At 38.7% G+C, this 15,241-nt stretch carries 19 protein-coding genes; 5 read left to right on the top strand and 14 right to left on the bottom strand.

Annotated features, from left to right (window positions below; genetic code table 11):
• Positions 1–37: 37 nt before the first annotated feature.
• A complete protein-coding gene (gene acnA, locus QNI29_RS10530; protein WP_231416439.1) occupies positions 38–2,752 on the bottom strand; it encodes an aconitate hydratase AcnA in 2,715 nt (904 codons plus the stop codon).
• A gap of 187 nt (positions 2,753–2,939) precedes the next feature.
• On the opposite strand from acnA, the gene sspO reads away from it, so the two are divergent.
• Positions 2,940–3,092, top strand: coding sequence for a small acid-soluble spore protein SspO (gene sspO / locus QNI29_RS10525; protein ID WP_036778946.1), 153 nt, complete (start codon positions 2,940–2,942; stop codon positions 3,090–3,092).
• A 52-nt stretch (positions 3,093–3,144) separates the two neighbouring features.
• Here sspO and QNI29_RS10520 read toward each other — a convergent pair whose 3' ends face one another.
• Entirely contained in the window at positions 3,145–3,405 is a 261-nt protein-coding gene (locus QNI29_RS10520) for a hypothetical protein (protein WP_231416438.1), read from the bottom strand.
• A gap of 99 nt (positions 3,406–3,504) precedes the next feature.
• Between QNI29_RS10520 and QNI29_RS10515 the strand changes: the two genes are divergently transcribed.
• Positions 3,505–3,675, top strand: a complete 171-nt coding sequence (locus QNI29_RS10515) for a small acid-soluble spore protein P (protein WP_370635425.1) — start codon at positions 3,505–3,507, stop codon at positions 3,673–3,675.
• A 40-nt stretch (positions 3,676–3,715) separates the two neighbouring features.
• Here the strand turns inward: QNI29_RS10515 and QNI29_RS10510 are convergent, their stop codons facing one another.
• Together QNI29_RS10510 and QNI29_RS10505 are read right to left on the bottom strand one after the other, a co-directional pair.
• Entirely contained in the window at positions 3,716–4,081 is a 366-nt protein-coding gene (locus QNI29_RS10510) for a hypothetical protein (RefSeq protein WP_231416436.1), read from the bottom strand.
• Positions 4,082–4,147: 66 nt separating this feature from the next.
• Positions 4,148–5,263, bottom strand: a complete 1,116-nt coding sequence (locus QNI29_RS10505; RefSeq protein ID WP_231416435.1) for an ATP-binding protein — start codon at positions 5,261–5,263, stop codon at positions 4,148–4,150.
• Between the two features lie 273 nt (positions 5,264–5,536).
• On the opposite strand from QNI29_RS10505, the gene QNI29_RS10500 reads away from it, so the two are divergent.
• On the top strand, positions 5,537–5,968 hold the full coding sequence (locus tag QNI29_RS10500) for a DUF2621 domain-containing protein (protein ID WP_231416434.1): 432 nt from the start codon (positions 5,537–5,539) through the stop codon (positions 5,966–5,968).
• A gap of 36 nt (positions 5,969–6,004) precedes the next feature.
• Here QNI29_RS10500 and QNI29_RS10495 read toward each other — a convergent pair whose 3' ends face one another.
• The 4 genes from QNI29_RS10495 to QNI29_RS10480 form a co-directional block, all read right to left on the bottom strand.
• Positions 6,005–6,505: a CcdC family protein gene (locus QNI29_RS10495; RefSeq protein ID WP_231416433.1), complete on the bottom strand. Its 501-nt coding sequence runs from the start codon at positions 6,503–6,505 to the stop codon at positions 6,005–6,007.
• Positions 6,506–6,556: 51 nt separating this feature from the next.
• Complete coding sequence (locus QNI29_RS10490) at positions 6,557–6,913, bottom strand: response regulator (RefSeq protein ID WP_255687024.1); 357 nt, start codon at positions 6,911–6,913, stop codon at positions 6,557–6,559.
• A gap of 26 nt (positions 6,914–6,939) precedes the next feature.
• A complete protein-coding gene (locus QNI29_RS10485; RefSeq protein WP_231417562.1) occupies positions 6,940–7,368 on the bottom strand; it encodes a Na(+)/H(+) antiporter subunit B in 429 nt (142 codons plus the stop codon).
• Between the two features lie 63 nt (positions 7,369–7,431).
• A complete protein-coding gene (locus tag QNI29_RS10480; protein WP_231416432.1) occupies positions 7,432–8,133 on the bottom strand; it encodes a cytochrome c biogenesis CcdA family protein in 702 nt (233 codons plus the stop codon).
• A 192-nt stretch (positions 8,134–8,325) separates the two neighbouring features.
• Here QNI29_RS10480 and QNI29_RS10475 point away from each other — a divergent pair, with 192 nt between their 5' ends.
• Positions 8,326–8,553: a hypothetical protein gene (locus QNI29_RS10475; RefSeq protein WP_231416431.1), complete on the top strand. Its 228-nt coding sequence runs from the start codon at positions 8,326–8,328 to the stop codon at positions 8,551–8,553.
• Positions 8,554–8,612: 59 nt separating this feature from the next.
• On the opposite strand, the gene QNI29_RS10470 is transcribed toward QNI29_RS10475, so the two are convergent.
• The 5 genes from QNI29_RS10470 to QNI29_RS10450 form a co-directional block, all read right to left on the bottom strand.
• Positions 8,613–8,834 carry a YneF family protein gene (locus QNI29_RS10470; RefSeq protein WP_231416430.1) on the bottom strand — a complete coding sequence of 74 codons (222 nt, stop codon included), beginning with the start codon at positions 8,832–8,834 and terminating at the stop codon, positions 8,613–8,615.
• Between the two features lie 71 nt (positions 8,835–8,905).
• The gene (gene sirA, locus QNI29_RS10465) at positions 8,906–9,343 is read right to left on the bottom strand and encodes a sporulation inhibitor of replication protein SirA (protein ID WP_231416429.1); all 438 of its coding nucleotides are present in this window, start codon (positions 9,341–9,343) and stop codon (positions 8,906–8,908) included.
• Between the two features lie 214 nt (positions 9,344–9,557).
• Positions 9,558–11,552: a transketolase gene (gene tkt / locus QNI29_RS10460; protein ID WP_231416428.1), complete on the bottom strand. Its 1,995-nt coding sequence runs from the start codon at positions 11,550–11,552 to the stop codon at positions 9,558–9,560.
• Positions 11,553–11,792: 240 nt separating this feature from the next.
• The gene (locus QNI29_RS10455) at positions 11,793–12,026 is read right to left on the bottom strand and encodes a DUF896 domain-containing protein (protein ID WP_231416427.1); all 234 of its coding nucleotides are present in this window, start codon (positions 12,024–12,026) and stop codon (positions 11,793–11,795) included.
• Positions 12,027–12,117: 91 nt separating this feature from the next.
• Complete coding sequence (locus QNI29_RS10450; protein WP_231416426.1) at positions 12,118–12,768, bottom strand: YneB family resolvase-like protein; 651 nt, start codon at positions 12,766–12,768, stop codon at positions 12,118–12,120.
• Between the two features lie 303 nt (positions 12,769–13,071).
• Between QNI29_RS10450 and lexA the strand changes: the two genes are divergently transcribed.
• Positions 13,072–13,701: a transcriptional repressor LexA gene (gene lexA, locus QNI29_RS10445; RefSeq protein WP_231416425.1), complete on the top strand. Its 630-nt coding sequence runs from the start codon at positions 13,072–13,074 to the stop codon at positions 13,699–13,701.
• 180 nt (positions 13,702–13,881) lie between these two features.
• Here lexA and glnA read toward each other — a convergent pair whose 3' ends face one another.
• Positions 13,882–15,219: a type I glutamate--ammonia ligase gene (glnA, locus tag QNI29_RS10440; RefSeq protein ID WP_231416424.1), complete on the bottom strand. Its 1,338-nt coding sequence runs from the start codon at positions 15,217–15,219 to the stop codon at positions 13,882–13,884.
• Positions 15,220–15,241: the final 22 nt, after the last annotated feature.

The following is a 15,241-nucleotide window of genomic DNA, read 5'->3' as shown; positions in this document are numbered from 1 at the left end:
GCAGTCACACATTGTGTAACTGCTTCTTACCTATTACTTACTTAGAAGCCATTTTGTCACGAAGAACCTTTTGAAGGATACCACCATTACGGTAGTAATCAATTTCAACAGGGCTATCAAATCGTGCAATGACATTAAATTCAGTCTTGTTTCCTTTATCATCTGTAGCAACCACTTTCACTTCATCGTGTGGTTGAACAGATTCATCAATCTCAATATTAAAGGTTTCTTGACCTGTTAAGCCTAATGAATCTGCACTATCTCCAGATTTAAATTGAAGTGGTAGAACCCCCATCATAACAAGGTTTGAGCGGTGAATACGCTCAAAGCTTTCAGCTATAACGGTTTTAATACCTAAAAGATTCGTACCTTTAGCAGCCCAGTCACGAGAACTTCCCATGCCATAGTCTTTACCAGCTACCACAAGTAATGGTGTTCCATCTTGTTGATATTTCATTGCTGCATCGTAAATAGGCATAACGTCGCCAGTTGGCCAATAGGTTGTATAGCCACCTTCTGTACCAGGAGCTAATTGGTTACGGATACGGATATTAGCAAACGTACCACGCATCATAACTTCATGATTTCCTCGGCGAGAACCGTAGGAGTTAAAGTTTCTTGGAGATACACCCTTATCTTGCAAATACTGTCCAGCTGGCATATCTTTTGCGATTGCACCTGCTGGGGAAATATGGTCAGTTGTAACCGAATCCCCAAACTTACCAACCATGCGTAGGTTATTTAGGCTCTTAACAGACTCAAGGTCTTTTGAAAGCCCTTCAAAGAAAGGTGGGTTTTGAATGTACGTTGAGTCCTCGTTCCAATCATAGAGAGGCTCATCTGTAGTTTCAATCTTATTCCATTTTTCGTTTGAATCAAATACATTTTCATATTCTTTACGGAAGATTTCAGGATTAACATTTTTATCAATCTCTGTTTTGATCTCTTCAATAGATGGCCAGATATCATTAAAGTAAACAGGTTTTCCTTCTTTATCTTTGCCAATCGGATCATTTTTAAGGTCAACATCAACTGTGCCTGCTAACGCATACGCAACGACAAGTGGTGGCGAAGCTAGATAGTTCGCTTTCACAAGAGGATGAATACGACCTTCAAAGTTTCGGTTACCTGAAAGGACAGAAGATACAGTTAGATCATTCTGTGCGATAGCTTCTTCGATTTCTTCTGCAAGTGGACCAGAGTTACCGATACAAGTTGTACAACCATAACCTACAAGGTTAAAGCCAAGATGCTGAAGGTATTCCATTAATCCTGAGTCTTCTAAGTATCTTGTTACAACTTTAGAACCTGGTGCAAGGGATGTTTTAACGTACTCTGGTACTTCTAAGCCTTTTTCTACAGCTTTCTTAGCTACAAGACCTGCTCCTAGCATAACGTGTGGGTTAGAAGTATTCGTACAAGACGTAATCGCTGCAATTGCCACAGATCCCGTTTTCATTGTAGAAGATTTACCATTTGGATGTTCAATCGTTACTTCTTTTTCCTTTTCTTTCGCAGATAAGCCAAAGCCTTGATTTCCTTCTGGTGCAGTTAATGCATGGTTAAAGGAATCCTTCATTTCGGATAAAGGAATTAAATCTTGAGGACGTTTAGGTCCAGACAAATTAGGCTCTAATTCTGATAAGTCAATTTCCACAAGGTCAGTGAATTCAGGATCGGCAAATTCAGGAGAATAGAATAAGTTGTTTTCTTTACAATATTGCTCTACAACCTTAATTTGCTCGTCGCTGCGACCTGTTAAGCGTAAGTATTCAAGAGATTCTTCATCTACTGGGAAGAAACCACAAGTAGCGCCGTACTCTGGAGCCATATTCGAAATAGTAGCTCGGTCAGCTAGTGGCATGTCTTTTAGTCCAGGCCCGAAGAATTCTACAAACTTCCCAACTACATTTTTCTCACGAAGTTTTTGTGTGACTTTAAGTGCTAAGTCAGTAGCTGTTGTCCCTTGTGGGAAACCACCTGTTAACTTCACACCGATTACTTCGGGAGCTGGGAAATAAGAAGGTTGTCCAAGCATTCCAGCTTCCGCTTCAATGCCTCCAACACCCCAACCTAATACACCTAGACCGTTAATCATCGTAGTATGGGAGTCTGTTCCCACTAATGTATCAGGGTATGTCTCATATTCACCGTTTTCGTTTTCTAAAGCGTGAACCACATTAGCAATGTATTCCAAGTTAACCTGGTGAACAATACCCGTTGCTGGTGGAACAGCTTCATAGTTATCAAAGGCTTTCTTAGCCCAATTTAGAAATTCATAACGCTCTTTATTACGCTCAAATTCTAATTCCATATTTACTTGAAGGGCATCCTGTGTACCGTACTTATCAACTTGTACAGAGTGGTCGATAACAAGGTCTACAGGCACTTCAGGGTTGATTTTATCCGGGCTGCCCCCCATGTCGACCATTGCTTTACGTAATGAAGCAAGGTCTACTACTGCAGGAACACCTGTAAAGTCCTGAAGGATAACGCGTGACGGCTTGAAAGGTACGTCTACGCTTTCAGAATCTTTTTCTCCCCATTTTGCGAGTTTTTCTACATGTTCTTTTTGAATGACTTCGCCATCATATTGGCGTAATACTGATTCAAGTAAGACGCGGATGGAATATGGAAGACGGGAAATCTTTCCGTATCCAGCTTCCTCAAGCGCTTTTAACTGATAGTAGTTGTACGTTTTTCCGTTGAGTTCAAATTGCTTGCGTGCATTGTAAGCATCATTTACTGCCATAATCCTTTACCCCCTCAATGATAATGAAATCGTTAAACAAATTGCTCTGTTTCAACGATCCCCCATTGTTTGACTTCCAATTAAGAATTGAAAGAAAAATTCTGCAACTATCATTTTAAATGAAAACGATTTATAAGTAAAATATTTCGTCGAATTTTTCCTCATAATAAGAATGGAGGTGAAAAATATGAGTCAAAAACGTAAAGCGAACCATGTAAGACCAGGTATGAATGATGCTTCTGCACAAGGACAAGGTGCTGGATACAACGAGGAAACACCACAGCATCCATTAAGCGCAGAGGAACGTCAGAACAACAAAAAGCGTAAAAAGAATCAATAGCATAGTTTCATCACAAAAAAAGTGTCCCAACCCGTGAGGGAAGGACACTTTCTTAATTCTCTAATTCCGCTATAATTTGACTTAACTGATCCTGGTATTGCTTAAGTTGATCATACTGATGCTCGCTTGCTACTTCTAATGCTTTATCGATTTGTTGGTAGGCCTCATTCACCTCTTGAGTTAAATGCGCCAGTTCCTTTCCATAATCCGCCTGATCTACAGATTGTAAACGGGTTTCATTTGCATCAATTGCTTGCTGGTATCCTTGTTGAGCAGCTTGAAAAGCCTGTTGCTTATTTTTGTGATACGGCATAGTTCCACTCCTTATAGTGATTTCATCGTTAGTGTATGTACATTTGCTTTTTCCATACCTTCACTTGTATAAATCACCGATAAACATCAAATTCTAAATATGAAAGGAGAGATGATCATGTCTGGTAAACCAAAAGGTCCCAAACAACAAGATCGCGTTTCACTTCCAAAAGGCCCTAAACAACCCTACGGGGAGCCCACTAGCGGGTCTCATAAGGTAAAAAACAGGAATCATTCGCGTCAGAAGAACCACTCTTCTCATGATATGTAATATAAAAAAGGACCAAAACATCGTTGTTTTGGTCCCCTTGCTATTTGCTCTTTTCATTTTGTAACAATTGGGCTGCTTGGGATAATAAAGAGGTGTAATAAGAGAACTCCTCATCCTGCTCATATGAGAGCATGAATTCTTTCATCCAGATAAAACAATCTTCTAACAGTTTTGTTTCGATCCCTCTACTCGTTAAAACAGTATCAACCCACTCTGTGTAATCTAAAAAAATGACATCCATCTTCATTGGCCAAGTTGATTCGAGGTGTTCTAAATGATAAAGAGTATCCTGTTTAATGTGAGCAAGTTTTATGTCATCATAATATACCATTAGTTCTGGATAATGAATGAGATAACGCTCATACACATGTTCGACTATTTCCTCTTTTATTTCTTGTCTAATCAAACCATTCCCTCCTTAAGTATCAAACCCTTAGATATCGACAACTTGTTCAAACTTTCTATTTGATGTTCAGCTCAGGTAGAGAGGTAAACGAATACGGAATATACTCCCTTTTGGTTCATTATTTAAAATGGTCAAGCTCCCATCATGCTTCTCTAAGATTTGATTTGTAATCATCAGTCCAAGCCCGGTGCCATTTTTCTTCGTTGTAAAGAATGGCTCCTTTATCTTTTCTATTAAATGTTCAGGAATACCAGGCCCTTCGTCTATAACATCCATGCAAGCATCCCCATTTCGTTCATAAATATCAATGGAAACAGTCCCTCCACTGTCACTCATCACTTCAATTGCATTTTTTATGATATTAATAAACACTTGCTTAATTTGTGAACGATCGCAATAGACTTTTAACCACTCTTCTTGTTTAATTTCTATATCTACGTTATGTAAGTGCGCCTGTGTTTCCATAAGCTTACATACATCTTTCATTAGAGAAACTACAGATTCTTCTTTAGGATCATTCGTCATAGGCTTTGAAATAAACAAGAGTTCTGATGTGATGTTTTCTATTTTGTCAATTTCCTCTCCCATTATTGAATAATACTCGTCTTTACCCTCAATTCCTGCTTCAAGAAGCTGCAAAAAACCTTTCAAAGAAGTGAGAGGGTTACGAATTTCATGGGCAATACCGGCTGCTAGTTGACCCGCAACAGACATTTTCTCTGAACGAATCATCATTTCTTCCGCTTCTTTCCTATCAGAAATATCCCTGATAACCGCAATGACAACATCATCTCTTGTTTTTGGATCATATACAGAAGAGGAGACAACCTCTACCCAAATGTATGTTCCTGAACGATGTTTTACTTGCACTTCTGAGGTAACAAGGTCTCCTTTTTCATTCTTTCGAAGAGACTTCATTAAACGTATTTTATCTTGAGGAGATACGTAATCCAATATATATGTACCTAATAGTGCATCTTTTGTATACCCGATTAATCTCTTAGAGGAAGCGGTAACATATTGAATAGCTCCTTGGTGATCACACACACTGATTAAATCAAATCCATGTAAATCAATCCACCTTTGGAATACAGGTGGAAGATCAGCCAATGAAGTATAAGATACCCAATACGGATCTTTATAATGATAGTCTGTTGGGGATTGCTCTGATTTCTCTTTCATCCTACCTGCCCTCCTCTTCCTTACAACACATAATAACATTTTATCCCACAAAATTAACATCGTTCAAGAAAAGTACTTAAAAAACTTCAAATAATTAGTAATTATGATAGCTGATGACAAATATTCTCTGTTCTTTGACATTCTATTCTCCAGCAGATGATTTATTCCTGTCGATTATCCAAAATGAGGTATAAAATCATCAGGCGTATTGAATCCTAATAAGAGCTGTCTTATACTAGTAATAGGTATGATTACAACGGAAAAGGTGATTGCATGAACTCTACCTTTGCTTTATTTATTCTTGGATGGACCGTCGTTATGGTAGCTCTATTAGCGATAGGTGGCTACTTTATGTTTCGTAAATTCTTAAAGCGCTTACCTAAAGAAGACGGGAAATCTATCATTGACTGGGAAGAACATTACATTGAAGAAACTTTACACATGTGGAATGACGAACAAAAAGCATTCCTAGAAGAACTTGTAACACCGGTACCAGAATTATTCCGAGATGTAGCCAAACAAAAAATTGCAGCTAGAATTGCCCAGGTTGCTCTTCAAAAAAAAGCTAAAACGATTACTCAGGATATCATCATAGAAGGTTATATTCTTGCCACACCCAAAAGGGATCATAAATTTTTGAAAAAGACCCTCCACGAAAAAAATATCGATGTTCAACCGTATCAACCTTTGTTTGAACAATCCTAACCCACATAAAAGCCTGCAACGTAAAGTTGCAGGCTTTTATGAGTTTGAAGCATTCCATTTCTTATTCACTTGTGAAGGTAGCTCTTTTCGTAAACGAAGGTATTTAAACAACATAGCGATACGCCATGTTAAAATCATCCCAAATGCAAGAAGAAAGAACATACCACTCGTTTCCCCGAGAGAAACCGTTTGTCCAATGATTAATTTTAATATAATCCTTAAAATAAGCAATCCAAATAGAATAAACACAAAAGCTTTTGAGGGCTTTAAATAAATGTTATCTTTTCGGATCTCAAATGTGGACGTCTTAATTAAAAATAAAGAGAAAAATACTCCTACTGAAAAGGCCTCTAATACTTGCATCCACTCCACCCTAAAGGGCTCAAACACAAACATAAAAGCCCCTGTACTCATAAAGAAGGGTGGTAAAATTATTTTTTTAACCGATGCAGGCCTCCTTGAAGCCCTCATCCGAATGAATATCATTGTAGTCGCCATTAAGGCTGCTCCTACGGTACTGGCTATTGCCCAAAACATGAAATCAACCCTCTTCGAATGTCTTAATCTTATGTATTAGCTTGACGCTATTTATAGTACCCGGTTGATCGCGTCAAGGACTCTTGTTTCATCGAAGGGTTTCACGATGAAGTCCTTAGCCCCTTTCTCTATCGCTTCAACGACCATCTTTTGCTGACCCATTGCAGAGCACATAATGATTTTAGCGGATGGTTGAGAGGATAAGATGGAATCGACTGCTTCAAGTCCATTCATTTCAGGCATTGTAATGTCCATTGTAACTAAATCAGGACTAAGCTTATGAAATAAATCAATAGCTTCTCTCCCATCTTCTGCTTCACCTATGACGGTGTGATTTCCTTTTTCTATAATCGTTCCGAGTGTCATCCTCATAAATTTAGCATCATCGACAATTAATATGTTAGCCAAAGATGTCCCCCCTTGCACAATAAAGCTTATTGATCGTTGGCAATCGATAAAATAATGGTTAACGTGATTCCCACAACCGTTAAATACACACCTAAATCAAATAACATCGCTGTAGCTAATTCCATTTCGCCGAAAATAGGTACATGATGTAAGTGAGCAAATGTTTGACTCATAAATGGCTCATCAAATAAAAAGGAGCCGGATCCTGTTAGAACAGCAATCAATAATCCTACAGGTATAAGGTAGCGGAAATTAATAGGGATGATCTTATTCACTTGATCATAGCCATATGTCATATACATTAATACAATTGCCGCTGCTGTCATTAATCCTCCAATAAATCCTCCTCCAGGAGCATTATGCCCTGCTAAGAAGAGGTAAATAGAAAATGCCAACAAGATAAAAGCAATCAATATTGTTGTGGTTCGCAGTATTAAGTCGTTTGTTCGCATTATGTCTTCTCCTTTTTCAAACATACTTCTATCATAATATAAATGTAGCTTAAATGCCATCCTCGATTAGAAACCACTAAAGCCAAACAGACTCGCAAGATAAGACGTTAATTTTGTCATTAAGTCAAAGAATAAGAAGATCCCCATAAAAATCATCACATATCCACCGATCTTAACGATGCGAGCACTGTGTTGTTTAATCCAATTCATGCGTCCTATAAAGAAAGAAAGGATTAAAAATGGAACTGAGAAACCAAGTGAATATGTAATTAAGTAAAGCATACCACTCTCAGGATTTTGGGCTGCCAAGGTTAAAACACTTGCCAGAATAGGACCTGTACAAGGGGTCCACCCCATTGAAAACGCCATACCAATAAGAAGTGAGCCAGCATAGCCCCCAGGACGGTTCTTAAAGGTAATTTTACGATCTTTCATCAGAAATTCAAAATTAAACACTCCAATAATGACAAATCCAAAGAAGATGATTAAAATCGCGCCTAATTGCCTAATCAAATCCTGATATTGGTAAAAGAACTCCCCAATAAACGAAGTTGAATAACCAAGAAGGATAAAAATACTTGAAAAACCAATTAGAAAGAGAACCGTATGTAAAATACTTCTCCTATCAAGCATAGCATTCTCTGATTTCAATTCATTTACACTCATTCCTGTAATATAAGAGAGGAATGCCGGATATAAAGGCAATACACAGGGAGAGATAAAAGATAAAAAACCTGCTCCGAATGTCAAAAACAAATTAAGATCCATGTTAAAGCTCCTTTAATAATGGTTTCGATTAAGATAACTCTTCCACTTCCATTGTAAACAATTACATTTTGAAACTCTATCCTTCGCTATATTTAATAAATGACAAAATTGTGATTAAAAATTGAACAAATTGTGAATATAATGTATATTAAATTTATTCAAGGGAACCTTTAAAAAGAGGAGGACTACTGTATGGTACGGATTACGGCTTCCCTGCTTGCAAGTATGATCTTGTTGATTGTCCAATCTACCATCATTGTGGCTATAAAACCTTATGACACGATCGTTTACCATGACATGTCCTTGTTAGCTGGTGTTCTTACAATTAATTTTGTTTGGTCATTTGCTATATTGACTCAGCTAAAAAACTGGATCACTACTCATTACAATGAGAGAGATTCAAAGCTTCACAACCACTAATCCATAATAAAATCCTTCTCTTACACGGTAAGAGAAGGATTTTTTGTGCGTTTCGAAGTTTATTTTTGTTGTTGGTTATTCATAGCACGCATCATCTGATTAATTTTCTTCTGCGATGGCTTTTGTCCCATCTGCATCATCAATGTACGCAACATTTGTTCATTAATCGGTGGGTTTTTCTTTAAGTAGTTCATCATGTACTTTCTGGCAATAAAGAAGCCTAGTGCTACGCCAGCAAGTAACGTTACAATGGCAATAACAATTACCCAAACAATGGACATCGTACAAATTTCCTCCTTCATGTTGTCTCTCAAACATTATAGTAAATTGAGAAGGAGAATACAATAGCAGGCTAGAGAATCGCTTCCTTTTTAATAGGCGCAATCCATCCATATTGGCGCATATCCTCATCCATAATAAAAAATGAATGATTAAATGTTCGCAGCGTTTCAAATATTATGGTTTCCGCCTGATGAAGGCTCTCTGCTGTGATTCGCACCTCTCTGTCGCTCATTTGCGTTAACCTGATGTTTTGTCCTTTACATTGAATAATGAATGACATCTTATTTTTATAATAGGTCATTTCAACCGGTTTACGATTTTTCTCCGTGACGTAGTGGACTAACATATCTAGCGGAATGGGCTTTGTAACATACTGAAACTGTGTGCTTGATAGCGTCTGATCAGGGTTGTATTTCCATTCTTTCAAAAAATCAAATAACACATTGGTCTTATGAAAATAGTGGCTTGAAAATTCGTCCTTAATCCAAAATAAAGCATATTCACGCATAGCATGTCCCCCTTGTTAGAGACATTCTACCCGATCTGGAAGAAATTATGTGTCTAATTTCGTCAGCCAACTTGCGAAAGTTTTGTCGAATTCACAAATTGATATGCTTACTTCCGTACCAAGTCTCAGTAGCCACTACTTGTTCCAGTCGTCGTTTTGAAGAAATAGAAGAAAAACCTGTAAAAGAAAGTCTTTTACAGGTTTTTTATTGTTTTTACTTAAGCAGTTGTTCTACACGGCTCACTACATTATCGACAGTAAATCCGTATTCTTCCATCACTTGATCTCCTGGAGCTGATGCACCGAACGTGTCAATGCCTAACACATCTCCTTCAAGACCTACATAACGCTCCCAACCAAATGGAGAAGCCATTTCGATTGCTAGTCGAGCTTTTACGGTACTTGGAAGCACTTCTTCTTTATATTCTTTACTCTGTGCATTGAAACGATCCCAAGAAGGCATGCTTACGACACTCGCTTCAATACCCTTCTCACGAAGACTCTCTTGAGCGCGAACGGCAAGTTGTACTTCAGAGCCAGAGGCTAACAGAAGGCAATCTGCTTCCTCTTTGTTAGCAGGACTTACTACATATGCACCTTTTTTCACACCTTCATAACTTGTACCTTCAAGAGTAGGTAGTCCTTGACGTGTTAATACAAGGGCAGACGGAGTTGAGTTTGATTCAAGAGACAGGCGCCAAGCTGCTTCCGTTTCGATCCCGTCAGCAGGACGTACAACGGATAAACCTGGCATAGCACGTAGGGATGGCAGTTGCTCAATTGGTTCGTGTGTTGGGCCATCTTCCCCGACAGCGATAGAGTCATGAGTAAATACATACGTAACAGGTACCCCCATTAAAGCAGATAGGCGAACCGCTGGGCGTAAGTAATCACTAAAGACGAAGAATGTACCACCGTACACTTTTAGTCCACCATGAAGTGCCATACCATTCAATGCAGATGCCATCGCAAATTCACGTACACCAAACCAGATGTTACGTCCAGCATAGTTGTTACGAGAGAAATCTTCTTCTCCACTTACACTCGTTTTATTAGATCCCGCAAGGTCAGCACTTCCACCGAAGAAGTTTGGAACAGTCTTAGACAATGCGTTAATCATCTCACCAGAAGATGCACGAGTTGCCAGCTTATCTTCACCTGGTGTGTATTGAGGAAGCTCACTGTCCCAATTAGAAGGAAGTTCATCGTTTATCGCACGAGTAAATTCTTCTCCAAGTTCAGGGTAAGCTTCTTTGTATTGTTGGACTAATTCATTCCATTTTTGTTCTGCTTCAGCACCACGTGCTTGAACTTTTGTTTCGAAGTCCTGGTATACTTCTGAAGGTACATGGAATGGTTCGTGTCCCCATTTATAGTGTTCTTTAGTTAGGTTCGCTTCATCTTCACCTAAAGGAGCACCGTGAGAGGCAGACTTCCCTGATTTATTAGGTGAACCATAGCCAATAACTGTTTTCACTTCAATTAGAGTAGGTTGATCCGTATTCGATTTTGCCTCTTCAATAGATTGGCGAAGAGTAGCAGTATCATTACCATCTTCAACTCGGATTACTTGCCAACCATACGCTTTAAAGCGATCCTCTACAGACTCTGAGAAGGAACGGTTTAGGTCACCATCTAATGAAATATCGTTAGAATCATAAAGAACAACTAATTTCCCAAGACCTAAGTGTGCCGCTAAGGATGCAGCTTCTTGTGAAACACCCTCCATTAAGTCTCCATCACCACAAATTGAGTACGTATAATGATCAACTACGTTGAAGTTGTCTTTATTATATTTAGCACTTAGATGAGCTTCTGCCATCGCCATACCTACAGCCATTGCAACCCCTTGACCTAATGGGCCAGTAGTCGCCTCAACTCCATCTGTGTGACCAAATTCCGGGTGGCCTGGTGTTTTTGATCCCCACTGACGGAAATTTTTAAGATCATCGATTGTTACATTATAGCCAGAAAGGTGAAGTAAGCTATATAGAAGCATTGAACCATGACCTGCGGATAGTACAAAGCGGTCACGATTAAACCAACTTGAGTTTTTAGGGTTTTGTTGCATGAATTCAGTCCAAAGTGTATAAGCCATTGGAGCTGCCCCCATTGGCATACCTGGGTGTCCTGAATTCGCTTTCTCTACCGCATCGATTGAGAGAGTGCGGATTGTATTAATAGATTGCTGTTCTGTTTGATGTGTCATACAATTGCTCCTTTCCATTTCGCTTAATGCGAACTATGTACAGTCTAAATACTATAATGAAATCGTTTAAGTGACAAGCATTCCAAGAAAAAGAGTCGAAAATTCTTTGTCTACACCAGCTTAAATTGCGTATAGAATGTCATTCTTATTCATATTTTGGCACTTAGTGGGAAAATATTGCATTAGGTTACAAATCCTATACAAAAGAAAAAACACACGAAGTGCCTTCGTGTGTTTACATTAATGTTTTTTATTACGTTCTTGTTCTTGCTTTAATTTGTCAGGTGTTACATCGTTACCTTCAGGGTCTACTACTTTCATTCCTTTTAGCTGACTCTTAAAGGAATTACGGAAGTTCTTCAGGTACTCCTGACGTAATTTTTGTTGTTCTTTTTGTTCAGTCATGGATAAGCCTTGTTGTTTGGATTTATGAGATAATTCGTTAATTCGGTTTAATTTATCTTGAGAAATCATTTATATGCTCCTTTACTTGTTGGAATCCAAGTAAAAAAGGCAAGGGTCCCATAAGGATGCTTGCCTTTCTACTATTTATATCGTAACGCGTTTAGGCTTTGTTTTCAAGTGAAACGAATTCTTTGTAACGCCTATGTACTGTAGCCTTAGATACATCAAATCCCATTCCTCTAAGGGTGGCTGCTATTTCTTCAAACGTCAAATTGTTCGATCGAAGACGAACAACCTCCTCGATCGGAAAGTCTTTTCTCTCTCGCCCTTGTGCTAGATGCTGATTAGAGAGGTTAGCAGCAGGATTATATCCTTTATCCACCGCACGCCTCATACCACGCTTAATCTTAATGTTATGTATTTTCCTTTGATATTCCTCTACAATTCCTACAATTTGCAAAACCATGGAGTCTGATTCAGAAAGTGTAAGCACTCCGTGGTGAGAAACAGCATAAACAGGGACTTCAAGTTTAGTAAGTTGATGAAACAAGGCAATTTTTGTATTCCCCCGCCCAAGCCTTGTCTCATCCTGGATTAGTAGCACATCCGCTTCTTCGTTTGCTAATATTTCTAAAACTTCTAAGATCCCATCTCGTTCTATATCATACCCGCTTGCCTGCTCTTCTATTGTTTTATGGATTTCAAATCCGTGTTTAGTAGCCAATTCTTCTAGTTCGATTCGTTGCCGTTTTAAAGACGAAACTTGTGCTTCCTTTTCTGTGCTGACGCGACAATAGATGATTGCTTTCATAGAATCTCCTTTTTTCTCTATCATATAGCGGTGTCCCTATTTAAGTAAAGCCTAACTTAAGAGTAACCCAATATACATAAAGGCTAAGCCGCCTGCAAATAACAAGAAATATACTATGTCTAGTTTTGATAGATTTTGAAACATATTCATCGCCTCCAGAAAATAAGAACTTTTGTTCGTGTCTACACATCATTATATACGAACATTCGTTCTTGTCAACACATTTGCGAACGAATGTTTGTATATCGTTTCCTATCATGGTATAATGACGGTAATAAATGATATGTACGAGGTGTAAAGAATATGACGAAACTATCAAAAAGGCAGGAAGCAATACTAGATTTCATTAAAAACCGTGTACTAGAAAAAGGCTATCCACCTTCTGTAAGAGAGATTGGTGAGGCTGTAGGACTAGCATCTAGTTCAACCGTTCACGGACATTTGTCAAGACTAGAGAAAAAAGGCTATATCAGAAGAGACCCTACTAAACCAAGAGCTATTGAAGTATTAGAGTTAGAAGAAGATGCCATCACTACCATTCCTAAAGGAGAAGCAACGTATGCTCCTGTAATAGGTAAAGTTACAGCAGGTATGCCAATTACAGCTATTGAAAACATTGAAGAGTATGTTCCTCTACCTGATACGCTTGCCGCACAAGATGACGATATATTCGTTCTTGTGGTGCAAGGTGAAAGTATGATTGAAGCTGGAATCTTAGACGGGGATATGGTCATTGTACGACGTCAGCAAACAGCACAAAACGGTGATATTGTAGTGGCTATGACTGAAGATGATGAGGCTACGGTCAAACGTTTCTTTAAAGAATCAAATCACATTCGCTTGCAGCCTGAAAATGCTACAATGGATCCAATAATTGTTCAAAATGTAAGCATTCTTGGAAAAGTTGTCGGATTATATCGCCATATTCACTAAACTCAATATAAATACGGAAACATTGAAAAAAGCATCGAATGATTATCATTCGATGCTTTTTCTTATATCACTATTAATAAATATCTGTTTGATCATTTTGTCTGTAAATTTTTTTGTAACAAGATGAGTATGTTAAAAAATAAAAACCCTCAACACCAATGGCATCAAGGGTTTTCAATCTTAGTAAGTTGATAAATACTGTTCGCGCTCCCATGGGTGAACCTGTGTACGGAACATATCCCATTCGATTTCTTTCGCTTCAATGAAGTGTTCAAATAAATGTTCGCCTAATGCTTTCACCATTATTTCGTCCTTTTTAAGCAATTCTAATGCATCAGAAAGGGTTGCCGGCAAGTCTTGAACACCGTGTTTTACTCGTTCTTCTTTATCCATTACATAAATATTTCGATCAACTGGGGTTGGAGCTTTCAAGCCGTTCTCGACACCATCTAGTCCAGCAGCTAATAGGACAGCCATAGCCAGGTATGGGTTCGCAGAAGGATCTACACTACGAACTTCTATACGAGTACTTAACCCTCGAGAAGCTGGGATACGAATCAATGGACTGCGGTTTTGACCAGACCACGCTACATAACATGGAGCTTCATATCCTGGAACTAAGCGTTTGTAAGAGTTAACAGTCGGATTCGTCACAGCTGTGAAATTCGTAGCATGCTTCACAATGCCCGCGATGAACTGATAAGCTGTTTGACTCAATTGCTGATCGCCCTTTTCATCAAAGAAAGAATTTCCCCCGTCTTTGAATAAGGACATGTTACAGTGCATTCCTGAGCCGTTCACACCAAAGAGTGGTTTAGGCATAAAGGTAGCATGTAAACCGTGTTTACGAGCTATTGTTTTAACGACGAGTTTAAACGTTTGGATATCATCGCAGTGCTTTAATGCATCTGCGTATTTAAAGTCGATTTCATGCTGACCTGGGGCCACTTCGTGATGAGACGCTTCTATCTCAAAGCCCATCTCCTCTAACTCAAGAACAATATCACGGCGACAATTTTCACCAAGGTCAGTTGGCGCTAAATCAAAGTAACCGCCACGGTCGTTTAATTCCATAGTTGGTTCGCCTTTTTCATCTAACTTAAATAGGAAAAATTCAGGTTCTGTACCAAGATTAAAAGCAGAGAAGCCAAGCTCTTCCATTTTCTTTAAGTTACGCTTTAAATTATAGCGAGGACAACCTTCAAATGGGGTACCATCCGGATTATAAATATCACAAATAAAGCGGGCTACTTTCCCTTTCTCAGATGTCCATGGAAATACAACAAACGTATCAAGATCAGGATACAAAAGCATATCCGATTCTTCAATGCGAACAAATCCTTCAATGGAAGATCCATCAAACATCATTTGGTTATCGAGTGCTTTATCAAGCTGACTAAATGGAATTTCTACGTTTTTAATAGTTCCTAATAAGTCAGTGAATTGCAATCGAATAAATTTAACGTTCTCTTCCTGGATCTTCTCCAGGATCTGGTCCTTAGTTAATTTAGCTGCCATAAGCGACTTTCTCCTCCCAGTG

Origin of the sequence: Pontibacillus chungwhensis (genome assembly GCF_030166655.1) — a bacterium.
GTDB lineage: Bacteria > Bacillota > Bacilli > Bacillales > BH030062 > Pontibacillus.
This window is presented reverse-complemented; position numbering and strand designations above follow the sequence as displayed.

Coding starts and splice junctions, on each gene's coding strand:
- acnA (WP_231416439.1), bottom strand. CDS start 2,752: ATGGCAGTAAATGATGCTTACAATGCACGCAAGCAATTTGAACTCAAC.
- sspO (WP_036778946.1), top strand. CDS start 2,940: ATGAGTCAAAAACGTAAAGCGAACCATGTAAGACCAGGTATGAATGAT.
- QNI29_RS10520 (WP_231416438.1), bottom strand. CDS start 3,405: ATGCCGTATCACAAAAATAAGCAACAGGCTTTTCAAGCTGCTCAACAA.
- QNI29_RS10515 (WP_370635425.1), top strand. CDS start 3,505: ATGAAAGGAGAGATGATCATGTCTGGTAAACCAAAAGGTCCCAAACAA.
- QNI29_RS10505 (WP_231416435.1), bottom strand. CDS start 5,263: ATGAAAGAGAAATCAGAGCAATCCCCAACAGACTATCATTATAAAGAT.
- QNI29_RS10500 (WP_231416434.1), top strand. CDS start 5,537: ATGAACTCTACCTTTGCTTTATTTATTCTTGGATGGACCGTCGTTATG.
- QNI29_RS10495 (WP_231416433.1), bottom strand. CDS start 6,505: ATGTTTTGGGCAATAGCCAGTACCGTAGGAGCAGCCTTAATGGCGACT.
- QNI29_RS10480 (WP_231416432.1), bottom strand. CDS start 8,133: ATGGATCTTAATTTGTTTTTGACATTCGGAGCAGGTTTTTTATCTTTT.
- QNI29_RS10475 (WP_231416431.1), top strand. CDS start 8,326: ATGGTACGGATTACGGCTTCCCTGCTTGCAAGTATGATCTTGTTGATT.
- QNI29_RS10470 (WP_231416430.1), bottom strand. CDS start 8,834: ATGTCCATTGTTTGGGTAATTGTTATTGCCATTGTAACGTTACTTGCT.
- sirA (WP_231416429.1), bottom strand. CDS start 9,343: ATGCGTGAATATGCTTTATTTTGGATTAAGGACGAATTTTCAAGCCAC.
- tkt (WP_231416428.1), bottom strand. CDS start 11,552: ATGACACATCAAACAGAACAGCAATCTATTAATACAATCCGCACTCTC.
- QNI29_RS10455 (WP_231416427.1), bottom strand. CDS start 12,026: ATGATTTCTCAAGATAAATTAAACCGAATTAACGAATTATCTCATAAA.
- QNI29_RS10450 (WP_231416426.1), bottom strand. CDS start 12,768: ATGAAAGCAATCATCTATTGTCGCGTCAGCACAGAAAAGGAAGCACAA.
- lexA (WP_231416425.1), top strand. CDS start 13,072: ATGACGAAACTATCAAAAAGGCAGGAAGCAATACTAGATTTCATTAAA.
- glnA (WP_231416424.1), bottom strand. CDS start 15,219: ATGGCAGCTAAATTAACTAAGGACCAGATCCTGGAGAAGATCCAGGAA.